The organism is Anaerosolibacter sp. (assembly GCF_029240175.1).
Classification (GTDB): Bacteria; Bacillota; Clostridia; order Peptostreptococcales; family Thermotaleaceae; genus Anaerosolibacter.
Genome location: NZ_JARBTM010000011.1, coordinates 107,023 through 131,521 on the forward strand (window position 1 = coordinate 107,023; position 24,499 = coordinate 131,521).

General features: G+C 36.3%; 24 protein-coding genes. 23 read left to right on the forward strand and 1 reads right to left on the reverse strand.

Annotated elements, in window-relative coordinates; all coding sequences use genetic code 11:
* Positions 1 to 57 precede the first annotated feature (57 nt).
* The 10 genes from radC to mgsA all read left to right on the forward strand — a co-directional run bounded on the left by radC (position 58) and on the right by mgsA (position 9,555).
* Entirely contained in the window at positions 58 to 720 is a 663-nt protein-coding gene (gene radC, locus K0R93_RS09610; protein ID WP_300300657.1) for a RadC family protein, read from the forward strand.
* Between the two features lie 45 nt (positions 721 to 765).
* Entirely contained in the window at positions 766 to 1,800 is a 1,035-nt protein-coding gene (locus tag K0R93_RS09615) for a rod shape-determining protein (RefSeq protein WP_300300518.1), read from the forward strand.
* Positions 1,801 to 1,844: 44 nt separating this feature from the next.
* The gene (gene mreC / locus K0R93_RS09620) at positions 1,845 to 2,642 is read left to right on the forward strand and encodes a rod shape-determining protein MreC (RefSeq protein WP_300300520.1); all 798 of its coding nucleotides are present in this window, start codon (positions 1,845 to 1,847) and stop codon (positions 2,640 to 2,642) included.
* A gap of 19 nt (positions 2,643 to 2,661) precedes the next feature.
* Entirely contained in the window at positions 2,662 to 3,162 is a 501-nt protein-coding gene (gene mreD / locus K0R93_RS09625; RefSeq protein ID WP_300300522.1) for a rod shape-determining protein MreD, read from the forward strand.
* Between the two features lie 4 nt (positions 3,163 to 3,166).
* Complete coding sequence (locus K0R93_RS09630; protein ID WP_300300524.1) at positions 3,167 to 5,920, forward strand: penicillin-binding transpeptidase domain-containing protein; 2,754 nt, start codon at positions 3,167 to 3,169, stop codon at positions 5,918 to 5,920.
* 114 nt (positions 5,921 to 6,034) lie between these two features.
* Positions 6,035 to 6,730 (forward strand): septum site-determining protein MinC, encoded by a 696-nt coding sequence (minC, locus tag K0R93_RS09635; protein ID WP_300300527.1) that lies wholly within the window; start codon positions 6,035 to 6,037, stop codon positions 6,728 to 6,730.
* Positions 6,731 to 6,762: 32 nt separating this feature from the next.
* The gene (gene minD / locus K0R93_RS09640; RefSeq protein WP_300300529.1) at positions 6,763 to 7,560 is read left to right on the forward strand and encodes a septum site-determining protein MinD; all 798 of its coding nucleotides are present in this window, start codon (positions 6,763 to 6,765) and stop codon (positions 7,558 to 7,560) included.
* 20 nt (positions 7,561 to 7,580) lie between these two features.
* The gene (gene minE, locus K0R93_RS09645; RefSeq protein WP_300300532.1) at positions 7,581 to 7,859 is read left to right on the forward strand and encodes a cell division topological specificity factor MinE; all 279 of its coding nucleotides are present in this window, start codon (positions 7,581 to 7,583) and stop codon (positions 7,857 to 7,859) included.
* A 175-nt stretch (positions 7,860 to 8,034) separates the two neighbouring features.
* Positions 8,035 to 9,141, forward strand: coding sequence for a rod shape-determining protein RodA (rodA, locus tag K0R93_RS09650; RefSeq protein WP_300300534.1), 1,107 nt, complete (start codon positions 8,035 to 8,037; stop codon positions 9,139 to 9,141).
* A 15-nt stretch (positions 9,142 to 9,156) separates the two neighbouring features.
* Positions 9,157 to 9,555: a methylglyoxal synthase gene (gene mgsA / locus K0R93_RS09655; RefSeq protein ID WP_300300536.1), complete on the forward strand. Its 399-nt coding sequence runs from the start codon at positions 9,157 to 9,159 to the stop codon at positions 9,553 to 9,555.
* A gap of 36 nt (positions 9,556 to 9,591) precedes the next feature.
* Here the strand turns inward: mgsA and K0R93_RS09660 are convergent, their stop codons facing one another.
* On the reverse strand, positions 9,592 to 11,421 hold the full coding sequence (locus tag K0R93_RS09660) for an NAD(P)/FAD-dependent oxidoreductase (RefSeq protein ID WP_300300539.1): 1,830 nt from the start codon (positions 11,419 to 11,421) through the stop codon (positions 9,592 to 9,594).
* Between the two features lie 297 nt (positions 11,422 to 11,718).
* Here K0R93_RS09660 and K0R93_RS09665 point away from each other — a divergent pair, with 297 nt between their 5' ends.
* The 13 genes from K0R93_RS09665 (at position 11,719) to K0R93_RS09725 (ending at position 24,492) form a co-directional block, all read left to right on the forward strand.
* Complete coding sequence (locus K0R93_RS09665; RefSeq protein WP_300300541.1) at positions 11,719 to 12,189, forward strand: FMN-binding protein; 471 nt, start codon at positions 11,719 to 11,721, stop codon at positions 12,187 to 12,189.
* Positions 12,190 to 12,276: 87 nt separating this feature from the next.
* Positions 12,277 to 13,317 carry an FAD:protein FMN transferase gene (locus K0R93_RS09670; protein WP_300300543.1) on the forward strand — a complete coding sequence of 347 codons (1,041 nt, stop codon included), beginning with the start codon at positions 12,277 to 12,279 and terminating at the stop codon, positions 13,315 to 13,317.
* A gap of 25 nt (positions 13,318 to 13,342) precedes the next feature.
* The gene (locus K0R93_RS09675; protein WP_300300546.1) at positions 13,343 to 14,311 is read left to right on the forward strand and encodes a polyprenyl synthetase family protein; all 969 of its coding nucleotides are present in this window, start codon (positions 13,343 to 13,345) and stop codon (positions 14,309 to 14,311) included.
* 559 nt (positions 14,312 to 14,870) lie between these two features.
* On the forward strand, positions 14,871 to 15,533 hold the full coding sequence (locus K0R93_RS09680; RefSeq protein WP_300300548.1) for a ferredoxin-like protein: 663 nt from the start codon (positions 14,871 to 14,873) through the stop codon (positions 15,531 to 15,533).
* Between the two features lie 47 nt (positions 15,534 to 15,580).
* Positions 15,581 to 17,683: an aldehyde ferredoxin oxidoreductase gene (locus K0R93_RS09685; protein ID WP_300300550.1), complete on the forward strand. Its 2,103-nt coding sequence runs from the start codon at positions 15,581 to 15,583 to the stop codon at positions 17,681 to 17,683.
* Between the two features lie 75 nt (positions 17,684 to 17,758).
* A complete protein-coding gene (locus tag K0R93_RS09690; RefSeq protein WP_300300552.1) occupies positions 17,759 to 18,307 on the forward strand; it encodes a hypothetical protein in 549 nt (182 codons plus the stop codon).
* Between the two features lie 18 nt (positions 18,308 to 18,325).
* Complete coding sequence (gene fdhD, locus K0R93_RS09695; protein WP_300300554.1) at positions 18,326 to 19,096, forward strand: formate dehydrogenase accessory sulfurtransferase FdhD; 771 nt, start codon at positions 18,326 to 18,328, stop codon at positions 19,094 to 19,096.
* 33 nt (positions 19,097 to 19,129) lie between these two features.
* Complete coding sequence (locus K0R93_RS09700; RefSeq protein ID WP_300300557.1) at positions 19,130 to 19,309, forward strand: twin-arginine translocase TatA/TatE family subunit; 180 nt, start codon at positions 19,130 to 19,132, stop codon at positions 19,307 to 19,309.
* 14 nt (positions 19,310 to 19,323) lie between these two features.
* The gene (tatC, locus tag K0R93_RS09705) at positions 19,324 to 20,070 is read left to right on the forward strand and encodes a twin-arginine translocase subunit TatC (RefSeq protein ID WP_300300559.1); all 747 of its coding nucleotides are present in this window, start codon (positions 19,324 to 19,326) and stop codon (positions 20,068 to 20,070) included.
* A 118-nt stretch (positions 20,071 to 20,188) separates the two neighbouring features.
* Complete coding sequence (locus K0R93_RS09710; protein WP_300300561.1) at positions 20,189 to 20,935, forward strand: M23 family metallopeptidase; 747 nt, start codon at positions 20,189 to 20,191, stop codon at positions 20,933 to 20,935.
* 19 nt (positions 20,936 to 20,954) lie between these two features.
* Positions 20,955 to 21,833 carry a M50 family metallopeptidase gene (locus K0R93_RS09715; protein ID WP_300300563.1) on the forward strand — a complete coding sequence of 293 codons (879 nt, stop codon included), beginning with the start codon at positions 20,955 to 20,957 and terminating at the stop codon, positions 21,831 to 21,833.
* A gap of 104 nt (positions 21,834 to 21,937) precedes the next feature.
* Positions 21,938 to 23,776 (forward strand): TIGR03960 family B12-binding radical SAM protein, encoded by a 1,839-nt coding sequence (locus K0R93_RS09720; RefSeq protein WP_300300565.1) that lies wholly within the window; start codon positions 21,938 to 21,940, stop codon positions 23,774 to 23,776.
* Positions 23,776 to 24,492: a TIGR03936 family radical SAM-associated protein gene (locus tag K0R93_RS09725; RefSeq protein ID WP_300300568.1), complete on the forward strand. Its 717-nt coding sequence runs from the start codon at positions 23,776 to 23,778 to the stop codon at positions 24,490 to 24,492. The genes K0R93_RS09720 and K0R93_RS09725 overlap by 1 nt, the downstream gene beginning before the upstream one ends.
* Positions 24,493 to 24,499: the final 7 nt, after the last annotated feature.

The window sequence follows — 24,499 nt, forward strand, 5'->3', positions numbered from 1 at the left end:
TAAGCTAGGGATGTGGTTGAGGTGCATGGAGACCAAGGACACATATTAATTAAAGAAATGATAGAGAGTGAACGTCCTAGGGAAAAAATGATTCAGTTTGGCGTAGGAAATCTTTCGAATGCAGAGTTGCTTGCAATACTTATTCGTACAGGAACAAAAGAGGCATCCGCCATAGAGCTGGCTCAGCGGATACTTTCTTGTGATCCAACTGGAATCCACTATTTGACAAGCTGTACGGTTGAGGAACTGAGTCAAATAAAAGGGATTGGTTCAGCAAAAGCATGCCAATTGATTGCTGCTATTGAATTAGGAAAGAGAATTGCTGCATCAAAAGAAACTACCAGACCATGTATAAAAACCCCAAGTGATATTGTAAATATCTATATGGAAGAAATGAGGTATTATAAAAAAGAGTATTTTAAAATTGTTCTATTAAATACAAAGAATGAAATTATTTCTTCAGAAAATGTCTCCATAGGAAGCTTAAATGCATCTTTAGTGCATCCTAGGGAAGTATTTATTACAGCGATAAAGAAGAGTGCTGCATCACTGGTGCTTTTGCATAATCATCCTAGTGGAAACCCTCAACCTAGCAAAGAAGACATATCTATCACAAAAAGATTGTCAGAGGCGGGTAAAATCATTGGGATTGATATTATTGATCATATTATTATTGGAAATGGTTCGTATATAAGTTTAAAGGAACAATCTATTCTATAATGGACAAGATACTATACAAGGCAATTAACAGGAAGGAGTATTCAAATGGGTGTTTTTAATTTTCTTTCAAAAGATATGGGTATAGACTTAGGAACTGCAAATACATTGGTATACGTAAGAGGAAGAGGTATTGTCGTTCGCGAACCATCTGTTGTAGCGATTCAAGAAGATACAAGGCAAGTCCTTGCAGTTGGACAAGAAGCTAAGCAAATGATCGGGAGAACCCCGGGAAATATTGTTGCCATTAGGCCGCTAAAAGACGGTGTAATTGCTGATTTTGACGTTACACAGAGCATGTTAAAATATTTCATCAAAAGAGCGTATCCTAAGAAGTCACTTTTTTTTCAGCCACGAGTTGTCGTAGGGGTTCCATCAGGGGTAACAGAAGTTGAAAAGAGGGCTGTTGAAGAAGCTGCTCTACAAGCTGGTGCTAAAGAAGCCTACTTGATCGAAGAGCCTATGGCAGCTGCTATTGGTGCAGGTCTACCAGTTGAAGAGCCTACTGGAAGCATGGTTGTAGATATCGGTGGTGGAACCACAGAGATAGCTATTATCTCCCTAGGCGGAATTGTAACCAGCAAGTCTGTTAGGATTGGTGGAGATGAATTAGATGAATCCATTGTGCAATACATTAAGAAAGAATACAGTTTAATGATCGGTGAAAGAACTGCAGAAGAAATAAAGCTTAATATCGGATCTGCATACCCTAAGAACAATGAGCCTAAGATGGCAATTAGGGGAAGAGATTTAGTATCAGGACTTCCAAAAACTTTAGAAATTTCATCATCTGAAATCCTTGATGCATTGCATGAACCGGTGAATTCTATCATTGACGCAATAAAATATACTTTAGAGAAAACACCTCCGGAGTTGGCTGCGGATATCATGGAGTATGGAATTGTATTAACTGGCGGGGGAGCACTACTAGATGGACTGGACAAGCTCGTTCGAAGAGAGACGGGTATGCCTGTCCGTATTGCTGAAGAACCCCTGGATTGTGTTGCTTTAGGAACTGGTAAAACCATAGAAGAAATAGAAACATTAAAAAGAGTATTGATTTCTCCAAAAAGATTGAGATAAAGTGGTGAGACTGGATGGGAAAATGGTTGAAAAGGGGAGTATTAATGATAGTAACTACGGTTACTATCATTCTCATTATATTAATGGGAATTAGTCTAGGTGGGAGAATGAAAGTCTCTTCACCAGAAAACGTAATTGGTAATATTTTCACACCTATTCAAAAAGCGTTTTATAAGGTTGGACAGGCCGTTGAAAATACCATAACACCTATTTTTCGTTTTAAATCCATAGATCGCGAGAATAAAGAACTAAAATTAGAGGTAGAAAAGCTTCAAAAAGAAGTTGTGCAATATAAGCTTATGGAAGACGAGCTGATCGAGCTTAAGGAGCTTTCTAAAGCCTTGGAGTATACCAGTGGATATGGTCAGATCAGTTATACTGCAGCAAGTGTTTCCGCAAAAGATCCTGGCAACTGGTTCAATACATTTACCATTGATAAGGGAAGCAAGCACGGGATAAAAAAGGAAGACCCAGTACTAAATGGCAGTGGATTAATTGGCAGGGTTTATGAAGTAGGAGACAATTGGGCAAAGATTATTACGATCATAGACAACAAAAGCTCAGTTAGCTTTGAGGTTCTGCGTAACAATGAATATATTGGCGTTATTAGAGGAAGTGTACATGCTGATCTATCAGGATATCTAATAGACCCCCAAGCTGAGGTTTTAGTCGGCGATAAATTAATTACTTCAGGGTTAAGTACCTACCCCAAAGGCATTTTAATTGGTGAAGTAAAAGAAGTGGTTAAGAAAAAGGATGAGCTATTAAAGACGATTATCGTTGAGCCAGTGGTTAACTTCAAAAAGATAGATAAAGTGCTGGTTATCGTATCAGATAATTAATGGAGAAGGTGTATTGAATATGAACCAACTATCGATTGCTGTCATTTTGGTCTTTAATCTCATATTGCAAACAACAATCCTTCAGCACTTTAGAATATTTGGGATCATCCCAAATACTACCTTGATATTGCTCGTCGTTATTGCAATCTTGTTTGGAAGAAAGAAAGGTGCAGTGATTGGACTGATTGCAGGTCTACTACAAGATATCCTCATAGGGAGAATTTTAGGTGTCAATGCATTGGTATATATGTTGATTGGACTTGGAATAGGATCTTTTGAAAATAAAATATTCAAAGATCATGCAGTAACGCCTATTTTCTTTACATTATTGGCTACGCTATCCTATCATTTGATGCAGTACCTAATTATGTATACTGTCAATGATAGAGTAGATATATTACTACTTTTTACAAAGGTTATAGCCATAGAAGCGGTCTATAACAGTGCTATTGCAGGTTTTGCTTATGGCTGGATATATAACTTTCTTTATCATTCCAAGACAAAAATAAAAACTAGGTGATCTTATGTTTGAAAAACTAAAAAATCGATATAATCAGATTCTTTTATTCTTTGGAATTTTTCTATGTATTCTTTTTGTCAGATTATTTACCTTGACAATTGTTGAAGGAGAAAAGTATAAAGAGTTATCGGATAATATTAGAATCAAAAAAATTCCTATATCTGCCCCGAGAGGTGAGTTGCGAGACCGTTATGGAAGGCTTCTAGCAGGTAATCAACCAAGTTTTACAGTTCAAATTATGAAAAATGAATTAATAGATAGTGAGATAAATACAATCGCAGTAAAATTGCTTAACATACTCAAAGTGAATGGAGATAAACATGTAGATAATTTTCCTATTGCTATAGAAAATGGCAGGTATTCTTTTACCTATGATAAGGAAATAGAAAATTGGCTTATTACTCAGGGTTTAGAGGGATTAACTACTGCCGATGATGTTTTTGAAACCTTAAGAGAGAGGCTGGAGATAGATCCAGCTTTGGATGTTTTTGAGGCACAAACAATCATGCAGCAAGATCATGGAATATATCCGCCTATTTCTGTAAAAACGATGAAATTTATTCCCCAAATGCAAAAAGAGAACTTCTTACAAAAATATACTTTAGAAGAAAATCTAAGTGCAGACGAAGCATTCCAAGCATTACGAGAAAGATATGAAATTCCTGAAACTGTAACAAATGAGGATGCGAGAAAGATTTTAATCATTCGTCATGAGTTAAGGGAGCAGGGGTATCGTCAATATCAGCCTGTAACTATTGCTTTTAACGTTTCAGCTAAGACGGTATCTGAAGTAGAAGAACGAATTATGGAAATGCCAGGTGTCAGTGTAGAGGTAGAGCCCTTAAGGTATTATCCAGGAGATAACTTGGCCGCTCATATATTAGGCTATCTAAGTAAAATTTCTGATACTGAAAGAGAAAAATATGTTAATGAGCTAGGTTATGATCCTAATGACTTAATCGGTAAGGATGGAATTGAGCGGGTCTTTGAAAAAGAGCTAAAGGGTAAAGACGGGGCAAAATATGTTGAAGTAGATGTGTATGGTCGATTGATCAATGTCTTAAGGGAAGAGGCGCCTCAAAAAGGTGAAACCGTATATCTATCCATTGATGCAAAACTTCAGAAAGTTGCTGAAGATGCCTTAAGTCAAGCACTACAACAAATACAAGTAGGCGGCACTTTTACAAGCAAGTGGGGAGATTATAAGTACGGTGAAGTATTTAGAAATGCTACTACTGGAACAGTTGTAGCATTAGATGCGAAGACGATGGAGGTCTTAGCTCTGGCAAATTACCCAAGTTATAATCCGAATCTTTTTTCTACAGGAATAACTTCGAAGGACTGGAATGAGTTGCTTGATAAAAACCCTAGAGATCCTTTGTCTCCAATTCCTCTTTTTAATCTAGGAGCAAGAGCAGCCATTCAGCCCGGTTCCACATACAAAATGATTACTGGTCTTGCTGCAATAGATAATGGTATGAACCCAAATACAAAGCTGTTTGATAATGGATTTATTCCCTACGGGGGGAGAAATTTCGGATGCTGGCTTTGGAATACAAAAAAACAAAAACATGGATGGGTGGACTTGTATAAAGCACTAGAGGTATCCTGCAACTATTATTTCTATAATGTTTCAACAGGATGGGATCATTTTAAACAGCAGTCCCTAGGAATTGCGATGAATGTCAATAAATTGTTAGAGTATACTAAATTATTGGGATTAGACGAGCGTACAGGAATTGAGATAGGTGAGAATGCCTACGGTGTACCCAATCCTCAGAAAAAAACTGCTGCTATTAAGGCTATGTTAAAGAATCATATCCAGGCACGAGCAAAGGATTATTTCGAACCTGAGGTATTTGAAGACAAAGAGTTATTAGAGAATACTATTGCGGAGATCATCAACTGGGCAGAAGAAAATCCATCTAGAGGTGAATTGATTAATCGTACTGGAAAATTAGGTGTAAAAAAAGATAAGATTGAGTCTTTGGTAGATACAGCTAAATTTACTTATTTTAATCAAGCTAAATGGACGAAGGGGGATACTTTTAACTTATCTATCGGACAAGGTGAGCATGCTTATACACCCCTTCAAATGGCCCGTTACATTGCTGCAATTGCCAATGATGGTTATTTAAATGAAGTAAGTGTGGTTAAGAAAATTGGTAGTGAAACACCAAATGTCGAAAAAGAGATGGGTAAGAGAATCGAATTAAATAATTACGAGAATTTAAAACACGTAAGACAGGGGATGTCCAACGTAACCCAAGAAGAAGGCGGTACCGCGAGAGCAGTATTTGGAAAATTCCCAGTTAAGGTTGGGGGAAAAACTGGAACTGCGCAGCGATCAGGAAAAATTAATCCGAAAGATGAAGCGGAATACCTAAGAAAATATTGGAAGTGGATTGCACCATCATTAAGCTTGTCCGATGTGGAATCAAAGGCCAAGGAACTTATGGCTGCCCAAAAAGATCGATATAGAGATGAAGGGGATGCCATGCGTGATGCCATAAAGCAATTGAGTAATAACAAAATTACCAATGAGCAACTGGATCAATTTAAGGATAATTATGATAACTTTGCTTGGTTCGTTTCCTATGCACCAATAGATGATCCGCAAATCGTTGTCGTTAGTTTGATTTTTCAAGGTGGACACGGTGGGTATGCATCACCAGTTGCCCGGGAAATCATAGCTGAGTACTTGGGATTAAATAAAGAAGCTGAAAATCTTAATTTAGAAAATGCACTCACTAGATAGACTATACAGTGGGTGCATTTTTTATCTAAATTTCGAGTTATTTAGCAATTTATACCTTTTCATATAATGATTTCAAGGGACTTTTTTTAGAAAAAAAAAGGATTTAGTACTGATATGAAGAATAAATATAATGTTACAGATTTATTTGCAAGTCATGGAGGTAATTTCATAATGCCCAAAAATAGTACTGTATCTTTTAAAGGAAATAAAGATGGAATATCTATATATTTGAGTCCTCATATTGATTACAGCGATATTAAAGTACAATTAGTAAAAAAATTAGAATCTACAAAACAGTTTTTTGAGGGTGCAAAGGTAATAGGATTTGAGGGAAAAGAATTATCTGAGGATGAAAAAGCTGAAATTAAAGAAATTATTCAGCATGGCTACAGTATGATCGTAGTAGAGGAAGCTAAGAATATAGTACATGAACCTGAAAAAAAAACAAATCTAGTTTTTACTGGAATTGAAGAAGGTATGACTAAGTTTGTAAGGACAACCGTTAGGTCAGGTCAAAAAATTATTTTTAATGGTAATGTTGTTGTTTTAGGGGATGTAAACCCTGGGGGGGAAATTATTGCTGCTGGTAATATTATTGTGATGGGAGCCTTACGCGGTTTGGCCCACGCTGGATCTAATGGGAATAACCGTGCTTACGTTGCAGCTATTAGTCTTCAACCTACCCAATTAAGAATTGCAGACACCATCACACGGTCACCAGATAATGAGGTTGTAAGGCCAATGATGCCAGAATTGGCTTTAATAAAAGATAATATGCTTGTTATTGAACCATACTTACCAAATAGATAATAAAAATGAATCCTATGATAGGGGGAGTAGTAATGGGTGAAGTAATTGTAGTGACTTCAGGAAAAGGTGGCGTTGGAAAAACAACGACTACTGCTAATATTGGGACTGGCTTAGCACTTTCTGGTAAAAAGGTAGTAGTGGTGGATGCAGATATTGGACTACGAAATTTGGATGTAGTTATGGGGCTTGAAAACCGGATTGTTTATGATATCGTTGATGTGGTAGATGGGGTCTGTAGATTAAGACAAGCCTTAATTAAGGATAAAAGATATGAAAACTTATTTCTTCTTCCAGCTGCACAGACGAAGGATAAGAATGCAATCAATCCCCAGCAAATGCAAGACTTATGCAACGAATTAAAGGAATCTTTCGATTTTGTTATCGTTGATTGTCCAGCAGGAATTGAACAAGGATTTAAAAATGCTATTGCTGGTGCTGATCGAGCTGTTGTTGTTACTACGCCTGAGATATCAGCTGTGAGAGATGCGGACAGAATCATTGGACTTTTAGAGGCAGCAGAATTAAGAAACCCAGTATTAATTATTAATAGAATTCGTGTGGAGATGGTGAAAAGAGGAGATATGATGAATATTGAGGATATGATTGATATATTGGCAATCGACCTCTTAGGCATTGTACCAGATGATGAAGCTATAGTTATTTCCACAAATAAAGGAGAACCTGCTGTGACAGATGATAAGTCTCTAGCTGGCCGTGCCTATAAAAATATCACCAAAAGAATCATGGGAGAAGAAGTACCTTTCTTGCAACTAGAAGGAGAAGATAGTTTCATGACGAAACTAAGAAAACTGTTTGGAATTGGTAAATAATTCTGAAAGGGGGATAAGTAATGATGGATCTATTTAAATTATTTAGCAGAGAAGACGCCTCCAGTAAGAACGTAGCGAAAGAAAGGTTGAAGTTGGTACTTGTTCATGATAGAACCAATTGTTCTTCCAACTTTCTTGAAATGCTTAAAGGTGATTTATTAAGCGTAATTTCTGATTATGTTGAAATTGATGAGGATGGTTTAGATATAAGAATAACGAAAACGAAAAAAAGTACGGATGATTCAATGGTTCCAGCATTAATTGCCAACATACCAATTAAAAAAATGAAATCTAGATAAGAAGAAAACGAGAAACCGGTTAAAAGGTTTTTCGTTTTCTTTTTGTTTGGAAAAATATGGAGGTAAGATTTTATATATATTTCCTTATAATCTTTTGATTGAAACTATGTTTTATTGAGATATTAGCTTTAAATATGTTATAATTTTAAATAGAACAATTAGAAGAGGTGCATCAATGATCGATAAGAAATTACTAAAGAATATTGACTATACTTTGATTATAACGATAATTGCTATTTTCTGTATCGGATTAGTTATGATCAGCAGTGCAACCCATGTTACTCAGGATGGTCTAACGCGACAGGTAAAAGTTCAGGCAATCGCCTTCGCTTTAGGATTTGTATCTATTTTAATCATTTTGTTGATAGACTATAATTTTTACGGAAGCTTTGATAAAGGCATTTATGTAGTTTCAGTTTTATTTCTGCTGGCAGTCTATATTCCTGGTATAGGAAAGTCGCTAGGTGGAGCTCGAAGCTGGATAGATCTTGGACCTATTGATTTCCAGCCTGTTGAAATTGTGAAAATTGGATTTATATTATCCTTTGCGAAATACCTAGAATCGAGACAAAATCAATTAAACTCAATCAAAGACTTAATACCTATAGCAATTTATGGAGGTATTCCTATCTTGTTGCTATTGAAGCAGCCCGATCTTGGGAGTTCCTTAGTATTTATTGTTATCATATTAGGAATGTCATTTGCCTCTGGATTGAGTTATAAAATTCTTGGAATGGGTTTTTTGACGGGTGTTGTTTCATTACCCATTGCCTATAAATTGATGGCACCTCACCAAAGAATCAGAATCGATGCTTTTTTAAAGCCATCTGATATGAGTTTGCCTGGAAATTATCATGTGATGCAGTCTAAAATTGCCATTGGTTCTGGACAAGCCATTGGTAAGGGCTTGTATCAAGGTACACAAAATAATTTTGACTTTCTGCCAGTACAAGAGACGGATTTTATATTCGCAGTGTTGGGCGAAGAGTTCGGTTTTGTTGGAGGTACTGTCGTAATTATCCTTTATTTTATATTTTTATATCGTATGATGAAAATTGCTATGGCGTCTAAAGATATCTATGGGTCTCTAGTTGTAGTTGGAATTACATCGATGTTTGCATTCCAGATATTTGAGAACATTGGAATGACCATGGGTACAATGCCAGTTACAGGGTTGACACTTCCTTTTATTAGTTATGGTGGAAGTTCATTGATTACAAGTATGCTTGCCGTCGGAATTGTATTGAATATAGGAATGAGAAGACAAAAAATTAAATTTTAGCAGGGAGGTTTTACAGTGAATATAGCCCTAATTGCCCATGATAGAAAAAAAGATATTATCATTAATTTTGCAATCGCGTATAAGCATATTCTTGAGGAGCATCGCATTGTTGCAACGGGTACAACTGGTAAGCTGATTCAAGAAGCCACAGGTTTGTCAATCCATAGAGTTCAGTCTGGACCTTTAGGCGGCGATCAGCAGATCGGTGCTGAAATTGCTAACAATAACATGGATCTAGTTATTTTTCTTAGGGACCCCTTAACTGCACAACCCCATGAACCTGATATATTAGCACTCTTAAGACTGTGTGATGTATATAAGATTCCAGTGGCAACCAATATTGCTACGGCTGAAATATTAATACGTGCCATGGAAAAAGGTGAATTTCATTGGCGGGAGATTATTAATAAATAAAAAAATGGAGGAATGATTCCTCCATTTTTTTATTTATTATAGATTTGCTTTTATACTCTTATTTCTAACAAAGTGTCTCCAGTTCTTCATTAACCATGGCATAATGTAATGATCTAAGCCAAAAGCACGGCCTGCTCCACCTAGACATGCGATGGAAGTTACAATGTACCAGTAGTCATATAGACCTGTAGATAGCAGGAAGTTAATATTCATTCCTATAGAAACGATTGCAGCAATAAATGTAAATGTACCTGTTAAGAATGCAATACCAAGACCAAATTCAGTTAAAACAATCATAGTTTGGAAGAACATAGCGTTTGGAACAATAATCGTTTCACAAATCCATGCATACCAAGCCGGTGTATTCTGTCCAATAAGATTCATACCCTGAGCAACAGCACCGGCTGCACCTTCAGCAACCTGTGAAGCACTTGTTGTAACTTCTGCAGCAGCTGTAGAAGCAGCAGCTGTAGCGTCTGCAGCAGTAGCAGCAGCCTTTTGCGCGTAGATAGAAACTTTAGACAACCAGCCATCATTATATTTGTGAATACCTTGCATTAACCACATATATCCTAAATACATACGCATAATAACCATCCAGAAAGTAAATGTTTCAGTGGTTAGATGCTTTTTAATCATGTTATCATCTTTACGTTTATGAACAAATTGATGCTTTAAATAGCGAATAACCTGCTCAAAGCCAGCAACTTCAAATTGATAGTGAATATTTACCAAATGCTTAATAAACATAGCCATTAAGCCAGATGTTTTCATGCCCATGGTTTCAGCAACTGCATATTTACGTCCAATTGAAACCATAGTACCGTGTAGCTTAGGTTTACACGTTTCAAGGGGTTTGTTATGAATAAGGTTGGCTATATTCTTTCCTGCACTTTTACCGGTTTGAATAGCAGATTCTACAAGTAAAGGTAGTGGCTTGCCATCTTCTTCAGTAAAGAAAGAATTATCTCCAATAAGGAATACGTTTGGATAAGCAGTTGATTGAGTATACTCATTTACCGCGATTCTTCCACGGCCTCTTTCTGCAGGAGGAAGTCCAATCTTTTCAACAAAGCTGCTTACCTTAACGCCGCCAGTCCAAATAAGTGTATTAGTAGGAACAATGCGACCATCCTTAATTTCTAATCGATCAGATGTAACTTTCGTAACAGGCGAATTCGTCATAACTTCAACGCCATTTATTTTAAGATAGTTCATAGCCTTATCAATTAAGTCTTGAGGGTAAACCGCAAGAATCTTATCCATAGCTTCTACAACCACAAGGCGTACTTCATTTTTTGAAATGTTGTACTCTTTACATAAAACATCGCGCCATTGAATAAGTTCTCCTACCATTTCAATACCAGTAAATCCGCCACCACCTACAACAAGTGTTAGGTATTCTTTGCGTCTCTCGATATTTTGTTCCTTTGAAGCCAATTGGAACATGGTACGAATATGCTTGTTAATCTTTTTTGCATCTTCAAGAGACCAAAGGGTGAAAGAATTTTCCTGCATGCCTTCGATTCCAAAGAAAGCTGGCTCGCTGCCACAACCAACTACAAGATAATCGTAAGTATAAGTATTATTTTCAGAAGTTAAGGTCTGACCATCAAAATCGATGGACGTAATTTCATCTTGAATGATATTTACTTTAGTGTACTTAAATATCTCATCAAGATAAATTTTTACACTTTCTTCATCAACTCGGTTACCCGCAACTTCATGAAGCTCGGTCAATAATGTGTGTCGGTTATTTTTGTCAATAATTGAAATTGAAACATCATCGTTTTTCAATTTCTTATGCAGTGTAAGTGCCGCATCAACACCTGCGTATCCAGCACCTAATACTACAACACGTTTCATAATGAACCCCCCTTTAATAATAATGTTTGTTTCACAAACATGGTTAAATATTATTTTAACATTGCTGCTAATCGTATTATATCAAAAATGTAAACGGTTGTATAATAAAAAATTAATAGTGAGAAAAATTAAATTATTCATTGCTTAAAATTATTCATCTGAAATTACAAGTATTGAATAAATATAATGATATTATAGATAAATAATTCTCATGAAAAAATTGACAAGCTTTAAATTTAATTATAAAATATTATCTGTAAGCGTTTTCTAAACTATTTATTTGAAGGGGGCAATACCGTGAAAAAAGTTTTATCAATCGTTTTAGTTACAGTTTTAGCATTAGCTTTAGGCGTTGGATGCGCAAAGCCAGCACCACAGCCTGAGCCAGCAGCAGCTCCAGCACCTGCAGAGCAACCAGCAGCACCAGCTGAAGATACGATTAAAGATGGTACCTATACAGCTGCTGATGCAGAGTTTGACCAATATGGCTGGAAGCCTGAAATCAGTATTACATACACAGATGGTAAGATTTCAGAAGTAGTTTTCGAAGAAGTTAATAAAGATGGTGCAAAGAAGAGAGATGACGCAGGTTACAATGAGCCATTTAAAGCTAAATCTGGTGTAACTGTGGGAGAAGTAGCTGATCAATTGGCAGCAGCTTTGGTTGAGAAGCAAGATCCAAATGCAGTAGATGCTGTTGCAGGTGCAACTACATCATCAGACAAGTTTAAAGAGTTAGCAGTTAAAGCAATCGAATCAGCAAAATAGAAACTGGTAAGTCCCAATACATTTGTATTGGGACTTATAATTATAAACCAATTTTGTAATATTTAAATGTTTAGATGGAGGATCAAGATGAAAAACAAAATCCTTAAGTATTCCATACTAGCGGCTATCATAATTCTTACCATTGTACAAGTAGGTTGTACGAAAGAATTACAGATGGTAAGTGATTCTACCTATATGTTGGGTACGTATTTGCAATTAAGTGTTTGGACCACCAATAAGCAAGAAGGAATGGATACGATTAAATCTTCATTTGAAAGAATTAAAGAAATAGAGGACAAGATGAGTGCTAACTTGGATGAAAGTGAAATAGGCCAGATTAATTTAAATGCTGGAAAGACATATGTAGAAGTTAGTGAAGAAACGGTTGATATAATTGAAAGAGCCATTCACTATGCAGAACTGACTAACGGAGCTTTTGATCCTGCTATCGGAAAATTAGTAAAACTTTGGGGAATAGGTACTGAAAATGAACGTATACCTACTCAAGATGAAATTCAAAATGCCTTGCAGCTTGTAGATTATCAAAAAATTGAGTTTCAAGGAGATAATAAAGTTAAGCTCAGTGAAGCGGATATGCGAATAGACCTTGGTGGAATCGCCAAAGGGTACGCCGCCGATGAAGTTACAAAAATAATGAAGAATAAAGGCATAAAACATGCTATAATAAATCTTGGGGGAAATGTAGTAACCCTAGGAAAAAAGGCAGATGGAACATCATGGAAAGTAGGAATTCAAGATCCATTTGAACCTACTGGTACCCATATGGGAGTTATAGAGGTTTATGATCAAACCGTAGTAACATCAGGAAATTACGAAAGATATTTTATGGCAGATGATAAAAGATATCATCATATTATTGATCCAAAAACAGGCTATCCAGCTGAGAATGGTATTATAAGTGCTACGATTATTACAAATAGCTCGACCGATGCTGATGGACTATCAACCAGTATCTATGTACTTGGTGTTGAAAAAGGTATGCAGCTCATAGAAAGCTTAGAAAATGTAGAATGTATCATTATTACTGAAGATAAAAAGGTATATACATCTACCGGATTGACGGAGAGATTTCAGATAATAGATAGTTCATTCCAAATTGAAAATTAAGCCATAGGATGAAGAAGGTGATAAATTGAGTTATTGGAGCAAATATCCCGATATAGAAAAAGAAATGACAAAAGTTGAAGAACTTCTAGATCAGGCAGTGAGATCGAGAAGGAAAATAGCAGAAGATGCATCACTGGATTTGTTAAAAGCAGGTGGAAAGAGAATACGTCCAGCGTTAACAATTATATCTGCCCAGTATGGTAACTATGATAGTGATAAGGCTGTGTCTATGGCGGCCGCACTAGAATTATTCCATATGGCAACTTTGATTCATGATGATATTATTGATAATGCAAAATCAAGAAGAGGTATTGAAACAGCTCAATCAAAGTATGGCAAGGACGTTGCAGTATATACTGGAGATTATCTATTTAGCAAAGCTTTCTTATTGGCTGCAAAAGTTAACAATGGAGAAAAAATTATTCATCTTTCTAAATTCATTAAGGCCATTTGCGAAGGTGAGATAGAGCAGTATGCTTCTAAATATGATCATTCTACTTCTGTAGCTACCTACTTGAAGCGTATTAAGTACAAGACTGCCCTTTTGTTTGCCCTTTGTTGCCAAATCGGTGCTGAGACGGCAGATTGTGATGTGAAAACTGCTAGAAATTTACGTAGATTTGGAATGTCGTTAGGAACTGCATTTCAAATAAAAGATGATTTACTGGATGTGACTTCTGAAGATGCGATTATTGGAAAACCCGCAGGTAATGATATCTTAGAAGGGATATACACTTTACCGTTGCTGTATACAATCAAAAATAATAAACAACATGAAGATATTTTAAAACTATTAAATAAAGATAGTTTTACAAAAAAAGATGTGGCAGAAATTATTTATTTTATTCATAAATCTAATGGTATTGAAGATACGAGGAAAATGGAAGAGCGATATTATCAAAAGGCTTTAGATAGTCTGTCAAGACTATCCAGTCATCGGAATACACAGATTCTAGAAGATCTTGTTACAAACATGAGAGATCGAATTAAATAAAAGACAAAGCATTTCTGTGCTTTGTCTTTTTCTATATATGGGGTAGTTTTAAAGGGGTACACCTCCGCATGACATCTTTAAGAAATGAAACTGTTGAAAGCTGCGTTAAATCTCAGCGCGGCAAATGTTCAACTGGTTTAAGTAGTAGAGCTTTTGAGAATCATATGGGAAAAAGTAATCTTTGATATAGCTTGCAAAACCTTTTAAAAAGAATGAAGGAATAAATGGCTAAATTTATTCATAGATTGTTATCATAAATAGTCGTTATTGGCAGATAAGATTTGCTTGACAAATATTAAACACAATTATATTCTATACGTAAGCGATATTATAAAAACACAACATTTAAAATAATTTGAATAATCTGTTTTAATCAAATCCCATAATGAATATAACTAGGAAGTAGGTCACAATGCTTAAAAATATTGATGCCTACTATTTTTATGTATATGAATAAGGGGGAATATTCATATGACATACGAGGGCAAGCTGTATTATGGTTTGTTTGACATCTATCAAACGATGTTGAATATATTTTGGTTTAAGGGGGAGTGTATGAATGTCTCAAGATGAAAGGAAAGGGTTTCTTGAAAGAGAAACGACGAGACGAGAGTTTTTGAAGCTAGCAGGTAAAGGTATGGCTGGGGCCGCCGTATCTGTCTCTTTTTTGAGTATGCTAGGCTTCACCCATGAGTCAGAGGCAGTGGCTGCATTTGCACTGTCGCAGGGTGTACTGATTGCTGATCGAAATCGGTGCACGGGTTGTCAACGATGTGAGCTTAATTGTACATCTTTGAATGATGGAAAAGTTCAACCGTTTATCTCAAGAGTTAAAGTAAGCAGAAATTACAATTACGGTGTGGATGGACCTAAGCTTTCCTACTGGAAAGAAGATGGACAATACGGAAACCTATTGATGACGCCTGAAACCTGCAAGCAGTGCAAGGATCCAGCTTGTGCAAATGCATGCCCAATGGGAGCCATTATTGCGGATCCAAAGACAGGCGCCCGCATTGTAGTGAAAGAAGATTGTGTAGGTTGTGGTAGTTGTACAAAAGCATGTCCATGGCATCTGCCGACTGTTGATCCTGAAACAAAGAAATCATCCAAGTGTGTACTGTGTGGCATGTGTGCGTCAAATTGTCCAACAAGCGCTTTAAACATCATTCCATGGGAAGATGTAAAAGTGGCGATGATTCGTCGTGGCTACATGTTGGGGTAGATTTTGCAAATTTCAAATTGGAAAAATATAGTTTGGGGGGACAGTAAATGACTAAAGTAGGCGGATGGACAGGTAAGATTTTAAGGGTAAATCTTACAAATGGAAAAATATCAACTGAAGATACAATAAAATATAAAGATTTTATAGGTGGTATGGGGATTGGCTATAAAGTGATGTTTGATGAAGTGCCAGCTGGAACAAAGGCTTTTGATGAAAACAATAAAATTATTTTCGGAGCAGGACCTTTAACTGGATCAGGAGCACCATGTAGTTCTAGAACGAATATTACTTCTTTGCTCCCAAGCAATCCATACAATGCAGTATCTGACAGCCATATGGGTGGAAATTTTGCTGCAATGATGAAATATGCCGGATGGGATGCAATCATTGTTGAAGGTGCTTCTTCCAAACCAGTATGGCTGCGCATAGAAGATGACCAGGTATCGCTGGAGGATGCTTCTGCTGTATGGGGGCAGGGAATATTTAAATCAACTGCTGAAATAGCAAGCATTATCGGAAATGAGGCCTCCATTGCTGCCATTGGGCAAGCCGGTGAAAATATGGTAAATCTTTCTGTGATCATGAATGGTACTTCCCATTCTGCTGGCGGCCACGGGGGCGTATTAGGATCCAAAAAATTAAAGGCCATTGCTATAAAAGGTACTGGTGCAGTACATATAGCTGCTCATAAATATGAGTTGTTGAAATTAAATGAATACATGATGAAAGAGATCATTGGTGCCAACAATCAACACGTAGTACCAAGAACTCCGCAGCCTTGGGCAGAATATCACAACAGCGGCAGTCGATGGCTATCAAGAAAAGGTCTATACTGGGGTGGAGCAGAGACGCCGATCGAAACAGGAGAAAATCCTCCAGGTGATATGAAAAAAGTAGGCTTCAGAACGATGAAAGCAGTAATGGACTTGGGTCCTGTAGCTGAAAAATATACAATTAGGATGGGTGGATGTCAATCTTGTCCGATTAGATGTCATTCACAGTTAAAAGTTCCACATCTTGAAAAATATGGATTGTCACCTTACGTTTCCAATACCTGTGTTGGTTTCAGTGGACCAAATGGCGTTATGATCAAAGGAGTAACTGACCAATTTGAAGAAGGCGATAAGTCAATGATGGGCAAGATTGTTGGGGCGCAACTGACAGATGATTATGGCGTATGGTGTAACTATGGATTGATAGGAAAAGACTTTAAATATGCTTATAATACAGGTATATTAAAGAAAGTATTGCCTAAGGAAGAGTATGAGAGCATTCCATGGGATAAGTTAGAGGCAGGAGATCCAGCATTTTTGTTAGATTTCTATAGAAGAATTGCCTTTAAAGAGGGTGAATTAAGTCATCTTGGAGACGGTACATATTGGATTGCACAACGCTGGAACTATGGAGATGATTTCTGGCATGGTAACGACTATGGTGTATGGTCACCACTAGGATTCCCAAAACACCATGCCAATGAGTCTGGTAGTCAAGTAGGGGCCCTAATATCCTGCATGTTCAACCGAGATGCCCAGTGTCACTCCCATATGAACTTTATTGGGTCTGGATTGCCAATTGCCATTCAAAAAGAAATAGCTGCAGAGGTTTGGGGATCGCCTGATGCTATTGATGAGCCTGCAAATTATACACCTATGAATGAATACAAAGCCAAGTTTGCAAAATGGAGTATCATTCGCAACTGCCTTCATGACTCTTTAACGCTATGTAACTGGATGTGGCCTATGACAGTTTCCCCTGTGATGGCTAGAAACTATAGAGGAGATACAGCTTTAGAGGCCAAATTCCTAAGCTTGATTACAGGAGAACAAATCAGTGAAGAGGATTTAGACTTAGCTGGAGAAAGAATCTTCACATTGCATAGAGCTCTGACAGTAAAACAAATGGGTACGATTGACATGAGAACAAAACATGATGTAATGAATGACTGGGTATATGATGTAGATCCTGACAAGAAGGCATTTACTCCAGGAACTATCAAAATGGATAGAAATGATATGCAGATTGCGCTTACCATGTTCTATAAAGAAATGGGCTGGGATGAAAAAACAGGAGCACCTACAAAAGAAACATTGATTCGATTAGGCTTACAAGATGTTGCCAATGAGCTTGAAAGCTTGAAGCTTTTACCTTAGTAAATGGGATATAGGATAAGGGGATATTATCCCCTTATCCACATATTTATAGAGAATACAAGGGGGAAAGCCAACGTGGAAAAAGACAAAAAAGATAAGCTAATGGTTACTGCTGATTTTGTCAGAAAGGCATCTATGGAGGTACGACTTGTAAAACCAGATGATTTTTTTGCAGAACCTATTTCTATGGATCAAGAGCAATTACTTGATATATTGGAACAAGTGTTCAACAACCCAGATTTCGCTGATATCAAAACAATTCATGGCTCAGAAAGTCAATACTTCTATTCTTCAAATCATATGACTGAAAGCTATGCTAAGATGCTGGTCCGTATAGAGGATAAGGATTTACTAAAAATGGTGGCTGAAACTGTACGCCATGAGTCAAAAATTTATCCTCGGCCTACAGATGGAAAGCTTTTTTCAACATCACCTTTTAGCTTTAATGCTGAGCAGTTAGATGATGTCGTAAGTCAACTAAAGAATCAAGAGAACTATCAAGATATTCAAGAAACCAGGGCTTCCAATGGAGCAATGTATTTATACTCTAATAGGTTTATGACGAGGGAGCATGCGATTGCTTTAACCGAATGGATTGAGGTGCTCCAGCATGAAACATCATAAAATTGGGGGTCAATATCTATGTCTGACAATATAATTAAGAGAAAATCTAACATCTGTGAGGAAGCTCCCGTAGATTTAATATTAAATGGTCAAAAGCTAGTAACCTTTATGTGTACCCCTATGAATCTGAAAGAATTAGCCTTGGGACATTTATATAGCAGAGGTCTTATCAAAAAAACGCAAGATGTGTTAACCTTGGCAGCCTGTGAAGATATGAAAAAAATATATGTTATAACTTCAAATAAAATAATAGATGAAGAGTACTCAATATCCAGTGTGCTAGCAAGCAGCTGTGGCAGCGGTACAATCTTTACGGAAAGACTTGTGAATGGTGGGAAAAACGATTCAGTATATACAATTACCGTAGAAAAATTGAAAGAGCTTTCCATTGAGATGTTTAAAAAAGCTGAATTGTATAAGAAAATGGGCGGTATGCATTGCGCATGTTTAAGTGATGGAAATAAAATAGCGATTCTAAGGGAAGATGTTGGAAGGCATAATGCTGTAGATAAGGTAATAGGAAAGGCTCTGTTCCAAGAAATTGATTTCAGCAAAGCCCTTATATTTACAACGGGACGTATTTCATTGGATATGGTATTGAAAGCCGTTGCCGCAGGATTTCCTATTATTGTTTCTAGGAGTATTCCCACCAACTTGGCGTTAGATTTAGCTGATGAATTAGGAATTACAATTGTGGGCAGGGTTGTTTCGAGTCAGCCTATTGTTTATACCCATAGACAGCGCATAATCTGCGAATTTGAACATAATTTAGTAAATGAATGTATGTAATACTAAGAATTTATATTATATGGAGGTGTATTTATGTTTGGAAGAATAGGTGCTATGGAGCTTATCTTAATCTTAGCGATTGCATTGGTTATATTTGGACCTTCAAAATTGCCTGAGATAGGAAAATCTCTTGGAAAGGCTATTGGAGAATTTAAGGATCATGCCAATAAAATTACAAAAGATATAGAGGTAACGGATGAGACTAAAAAATAGGGGATGAATCAGGCGTGAATGAAAATAAATTTACTTTGACTGAGCATTTGGCTGAGTTGCGCAAACGTCTTTTTATAATTTTAATAGTAATCATTGGTACGAGCAGCATATGCTTCTTATACGTAGATAGGGCGATACAAGACATACTAAAACCAGCAAGTCAGTTGGAATTTGTGTATCTGTCCCCCCCTGAACTGTTCTTGTCCTATGTGAAAATATCACTAGTTGCAGGGCTTATTATCTCATCTCCTATTACCTTTTATCAAATCTGGTTATTTATAAAACCGGGTCTAGAGAAGTCGGAAAAAAGAATTATGTTGATTTCTTTATTTGCTGGGGTCTTCTTCTTTATTGCAGGAACGACCTTTGCATATAAAATCATTTTGCCAATAACAATTGAATTTTTTGCTAATATTAAGGTTGAAGATATCGAACCTATGATTTCTTTTGGAAGCTATATTGGATTTATTAGCTCAATACTACTTTCCTTCGGACTCGTATTCGAAATGCCAATGTTGGTTGCATTACTTACGAGATTCAAGTTAATTTCTGCCCCAACATTGCGCAAGAATAGAAAAATAGTGATTTTATTAGTATTCATTGTTGCTGCAATATTGACACCTCCAGATGTAATATCACAGATGCTTCTTGCTGGACCAATGTTGTTGCTATTTGAGTTTAGTATATTAATTTCATCGATTTTAGGAAAAGAGAAAAAAGAAGAGAATATATTAAAAAGAATTCCCTCTAGCAGCAATTAGCACTGGAGGGAATTCTTTTTAATGTTTTTCAGTGTTTGTACATAAAATAGGCTCCTATTGTAATAAATCATCAAAATAAAAAATATATTATAATAATCATAACATAAGGAGGGTATTTATGAATAAATCATTTGGAAGAATGAAATATGATAGACTGAGGATGAACAATTATCCTAAAAGAATAAATCCGTACTTAACTACAGCTGGAAAAGGTGAAAATTTTTACAGAAAAACATTGAAGAAAATAATAATTTGTATGGGCATCGTATTGCTAGCTATCTTAATGAAGACGATTAACTTACCCTTTACGAACAAAGCAGTTGATATAGTAAAAACGACATTAAACAAGGAAGTAGATTTTAAACAGACGGGCAAACAAATATTGAAATACGCCCAGACGGTTCCGACACTTCCTCATAAAGCTGCAAATGTATTTAACAATATGGGGAAAGAGAAGATTGATGGACTCACACTTCTTGCTCCAACTCAAGGCATGATCATTACGAGACATGGTGAAAGTATCGATCCTGTATTAAACACAAAAACATATCAGCTAGGGATTGAGATTATGCCAGGAACAAACAGGAGTATTGTATCGATTACAGATGGAGAAATCATCGAAGTAGGTGAGAGTAAAAGTTTTGGAAAGTTTATCAAAATCCAGCATGGTGAGAACGTAAGTGCACTCTATGGAAATTGTGAAGAAATTTTTGTGAACAAAGGTGAGAGCGTTAAAAGTGGGCAGGAACTGGGAAAACTGAGTAATTCTAAAACTGAGGATAGCGCGCTGCAGTTTTTGCTTTGGATAAATGATCAAGAGGTGGATCCTGAGGTATATATCAATTTTGATAAAACCAGTCTTTAAGATAGTAGGTGGCCTATGAATGACATTTATTAAAATAGCTGGAATTGAAATAAAAATTAACTATTTGTTATGTTTTACATTCATCATTTTTTTTATTTTTGGATACATAGAGAATGCAATTATTTCGTTTATTATTGTCTTTCTCCATGAATTGAGCCATACAATAGTCGCAAAAATATTGGGGTACCATATTCATGATATTGAGATTTTTCCATTTGGTGGCGTTGCAAGAGTTGAAGAATTGATTAGCATCAATCCAAAAGATGAGATTTTCATAGCTGTTGCAGGACCTATAGCAAACCTTCTTATGGCATTTATTGGTTATTATATGTATTATGGATTGTCCATACAAAATGAACGAATTGTCTTTTTTGTCTTTTCAAATGTGATGATAGGGATTTTTAATTTAATACCCATTCTTCCTTTAGATGGCGGCCGGATCATAAGGGCTTATTTAGCGTATTTCATTGGTTTTAAAAAGGCAACAAAGATAATTGTTAATATATCAAAGCTTTGTAGTGTTGCTATTTTTTTGCTTGGTGGCTACATGATAAGATATAATTATTTAAATATTTTTTTGTCAGGTATAGCTGTTTTCTTATATATTGCTGCCCAAAGAGAGTATAGGATGGCAGCTTTTATCTTTATAAAAGAAATAACACAAAAAAAACAGTCACTTCTTTCGAAGGGTGTTCTAAGTACTAAGCAGCTAGTTGCGGTAAAGGATACACCTGTAAAAGAAATAATGGATCAGTTCTTACCGAAGAAATATCATATCGTTATGGTTATGGATAGGAAATGTAAGCCCATGGGTTATTTAACAGAAACTGAAGTATTCGAAGGAATGATTACACATGGCATAAATGTGCCCCTAGAAAAGTTGTTAATAAATAGGTAAAATGGTACAATAGTAATACTATGCTAATGAAGAAAATTTAGGTATTTATGCAACATAGTATACAAATACTAAAGATAAGATGAAGCGTTGTAGGAGGATAATAAATGACAAAAATTGATTTAGATGAACTACTTTATAAAGTTGAAAAGCCAGCCAGATATATTGGAAATGAGCTAAATAGTGTGAAAAAAGACTTAAATCAAGTTGATATACGTTTTGGATTTGCTTTTCCCGATGTATATGAGGTTGGTATGTCACACTTGGGCATGCATATTCTATATAATCTTTTAAACAATCAAAATGAGATATATTGTGAGAGAATCTTCTCGCCATGGGCAGATATGGAAGGATTATTAAAGGAAAAAGAAATGCCTCTTTTTACCCTTGAAACTCATAGTCCCATTCATGAACTGGATTTTATTGGATTTACATTGCAATATGAACTGAGCTATTCAAATATCTTAAATATTTTGGCATTAGGAAATATCCCTTTACGGAGTAATGAACGAGGTATGGAGGATCCGATCATTATCGCAGGTGGACCGTGTGCCTATAATCCTGAGCCCATTGCTGATATTGTTGATATTTTTGTTCTCGGAGAGGCAGAAGAGGTTATTTTAGAGCTTCTTGACAAATATAAGCTTTGGAAACATTCAGGAAGGAATAAAAAAGATTTTTATCATTCTATTGCAGGCATAAAGGGTGTCTACATACCATCGTTCTATAGGGTAGAGTATCATGAAAATGGAACACTTGACGCCTTTGTTCCATTAAGTGACAATGCGCCTAATAAAATTTCTAAAAGAATTATTAAAAATTTAGACGATGTATATTTTCCTGAAAAGGTTATTGTCCCATTTATTGATGTGGTACATAATCGTGCGATGGTTGAGATTTTTAGAGGTTGTACACGGGGGTGTAGATTTTGCCAAGCGGGCATGATTTATAGACCTGTCCGAGAACGTTCTGTTGACAAGGTAAAAGATTTGGCCCATGAGATCATCAATAATACAGGATACGAAGAATTGTCTCTCTCTTCATTGAGCACCAGTGATTATTCTGGCTTAAATGATTTAATCAGACATTTAATAGATAAATATGGCGAACAAAAGGTAGGTCTTTCATTACCTTCTCTTAGGCTTGATTCTTTCACGCTGCAACTGATTGAAGAAATCCAAAAGATCAGAAAAACAGGACTTACCTTTGCTCCAGAAGCCGGAACCCAGAGATTACGCGATGTGATTAATAAGGGGGTAACAGAAGAAGACCTAATTCAAGCCATGGAAAATGCATTTTCTTTGGGTTGGAATAATGTCAAGCTCTATTTTATGATAGGACTGCCTACAGAAACCTACGAGGACCTAGATGGAATTGTAGATTTAGCCCATAAGGTAGTTGAAACCTATTATAAAGTACCAAAGGAAAAGAGAAACAAAGGATTAAATGTCACGATTAGTACTTCTTCCTTTGTACCAAAGCCGTTTACTCCTTTTCAGTGGGAGGCTCAAGATTCTATTGAAACATTAAGAGAAAAACAAATATACTTAAAAGGAAAATTGCGGCATAAAAACATTAAGTACAGCTACCATCATACCGAAACGAGCTTTCTCGAAGGCGTTTTTGCAAGAGGAGATAGAAAGCTAGGAGAGGTACTTATTAAAGCATGGGAAAATGGTTGTAAGTTTGATGGCTGGCATGATTTCTTTAAATATGATCAATGGATGAAAGCTTTTGAAGATTGTAATATTGATCCTCACTTTTATGCAAGTCGGAAGCGCAGCTATGAAGAGATGTTGCCCTGGGAGCATATAGAAATAGGGATTACGAAACAATATTTGAAAAAAGAAAACGAAAGAGCCCAAGAGGCTGTCTTGACCCACGACTGTCGAACAAGCTGCACAGGTTGTGGTATAAATCAAGGGTTTATAGGTGGTGTATGTTAATGAGTAAATTGCGTGTTAAATTTGTCAAAAATGACCTTATGAAGTTTATATCCCATCTTGATTTGCTAAGATTAATGGAGCGGGCCCTCAGAAGAGCCGATATTAAACTATCTTTTTCTCAAGGCTTTAATCCCCATCCGAAGATTTCCTTTGCGACAGCGGTGCCAATTGGCCTTTCCAGCGAGGGTGAATATATGGACGTAGAGCTAGATGAAGAACTCAAGCCCGATAGTTTTGTCGATCGTGTAAACAGACAGCTGCCAGAAGGAATTAAGATTATATCAGCTAAGAATATTGAAGCAAAAACACCTGCATTAATGGCGATTGTTGATGCTTCAAGTTATATTGTAAGTTGCCCATTAGAGAATGATACCACACAGAATACCATCGAAGTTGCCATTAAAGACTTTATGGATCTTGAGGAAATAATCATTCACAAGGTATCAAAGAAAAATGGCAGAAATGTCACTAAGGAAATTGATATTAAAGGATTTATCTATAAAATGGAGCTTTTAGAGCATAGTGGAAGGTCCATCATATTTAAACTGATGTTGGCAACAGGAAGTAAGGGTAATCTTAAACCAGAAGTTTTAATTGAAAAATTCATACATGATATGGAAGTGCCGATAATACTTGATCAGGTTAGAGTGCATAGACTAGAATTATATACACTCGTTGGAGACACCCTAATAACGCCCTTAGAAATCAACGGCTAAAAATTTA

Bases quoted from the DNA above. Each gene is read 5' to 3' on its own strand.
- radC (WP_300300657.1), top strand. From the start codon at position 58: ATGATAGAGAGTGAACGTCCTAGGGAAAAAATGATTCAGTTTGGCGTA.
- K0R93_RS09615 (WP_300300518.1), top strand. From the start codon at position 766: ATGGGTGTTTTTAATTTTCTTTCAAAAGATATGGGTATAGACTTAGGA.
- mreC (WP_300300520.1), top strand. From the start codon at position 1,845: ATGATAGTAACTACGGTTACTATCATTCTCATTATATTAATGGGAATT.
- mreD (WP_300300522.1), top strand. From the start codon at position 2,662: ATGAACCAACTATCGATTGCTGTCATTTTGGTCTTTAATCTCATATTG.
- K0R93_RS09630 (WP_300300524.1), top strand. From the start codon at position 3,167: ATGTTTGAAAAACTAAAAAATCGATATAATCAGATTCTTTTATTCTTT.
- minC (WP_300300527.1), top strand. From the start codon at position 6,035: ATGAAGAATAAATATAATGTTACAGATTTATTTGCAAGTCATGGAGGT.
- minD (WP_300300529.1), top strand. From the start codon at position 6,763: ATGGGTGAAGTAATTGTAGTGACTTCAGGAAAAGGTGGCGTTGGAAAA.
- minE (WP_300300532.1), top strand. From the start codon at position 7,581: ATGATGGATCTATTTAAATTATTTAGCAGAGAAGACGCCTCCAGTAAG.
- rodA (WP_300300534.1), top strand. From the start codon at position 8,035: ATGATCGATAAGAAATTACTAAAGAATATTGACTATACTTTGATTATA.
- K0R93_RS09660 (WP_300300539.1), bottom strand. From the start codon at position 11,421: ATGAAACGTGTTGTAGTATTAGGTGCTGGATACGCAGGTGTTGATGCG.
- K0R93_RS09670 (WP_300300543.1), top strand. From the start codon at position 12,277: ATGAAAAACAAAATCCTTAAGTATTCCATACTAGCGGCTATCATAATT.
- K0R93_RS09680 (WP_300300548.1), top strand. From the start codon at position 14,871: ATGTCTCAAGATGAAAGGAAAGGGTTTCTTGAAAGAGAAACGACGAGA.
- K0R93_RS09685 (WP_300300550.1), top strand. From the start codon at position 15,581: ATGACTAAAGTAGGCGGATGGACAGGTAAGATTTTAAGGGTAAATCTT.
- fdhD (WP_300300554.1), top strand. From the start codon at position 18,326: ATGTCTGACAATATAATTAAGAGAAAATCTAACATCTGTGAGGAAGCT.
- K0R93_RS09700 (WP_300300557.1), top strand. From the start codon at position 19,130: ATGTTTGGAAGAATAGGTGCTATGGAGCTTATCTTAATCTTAGCGATT.
- K0R93_RS09710 (WP_300300561.1), top strand. From the start codon at position 20,189: ATGAATAAATCATTTGGAAGAATGAAATATGATAGACTGAGGATGAAC.
- K0R93_RS09715 (WP_300300563.1), top strand. From the start codon at position 20,955: ATGACATTTATTAAAATAGCTGGAATTGAAATAAAAATTAACTATTTG.
- K0R93_RS09720 (WP_300300565.1), top strand. From the start codon at position 21,938: ATGACAAAAATTGATTTAGATGAACTACTTTATAAAGTTGAAAAGCCA.
- K0R93_RS09725 (WP_300300568.1), top strand. From the start codon at position 23,776: ATGAGTAAATTGCGTGTTAAATTTGTCAAAAATGACCTTATGAAGTTT.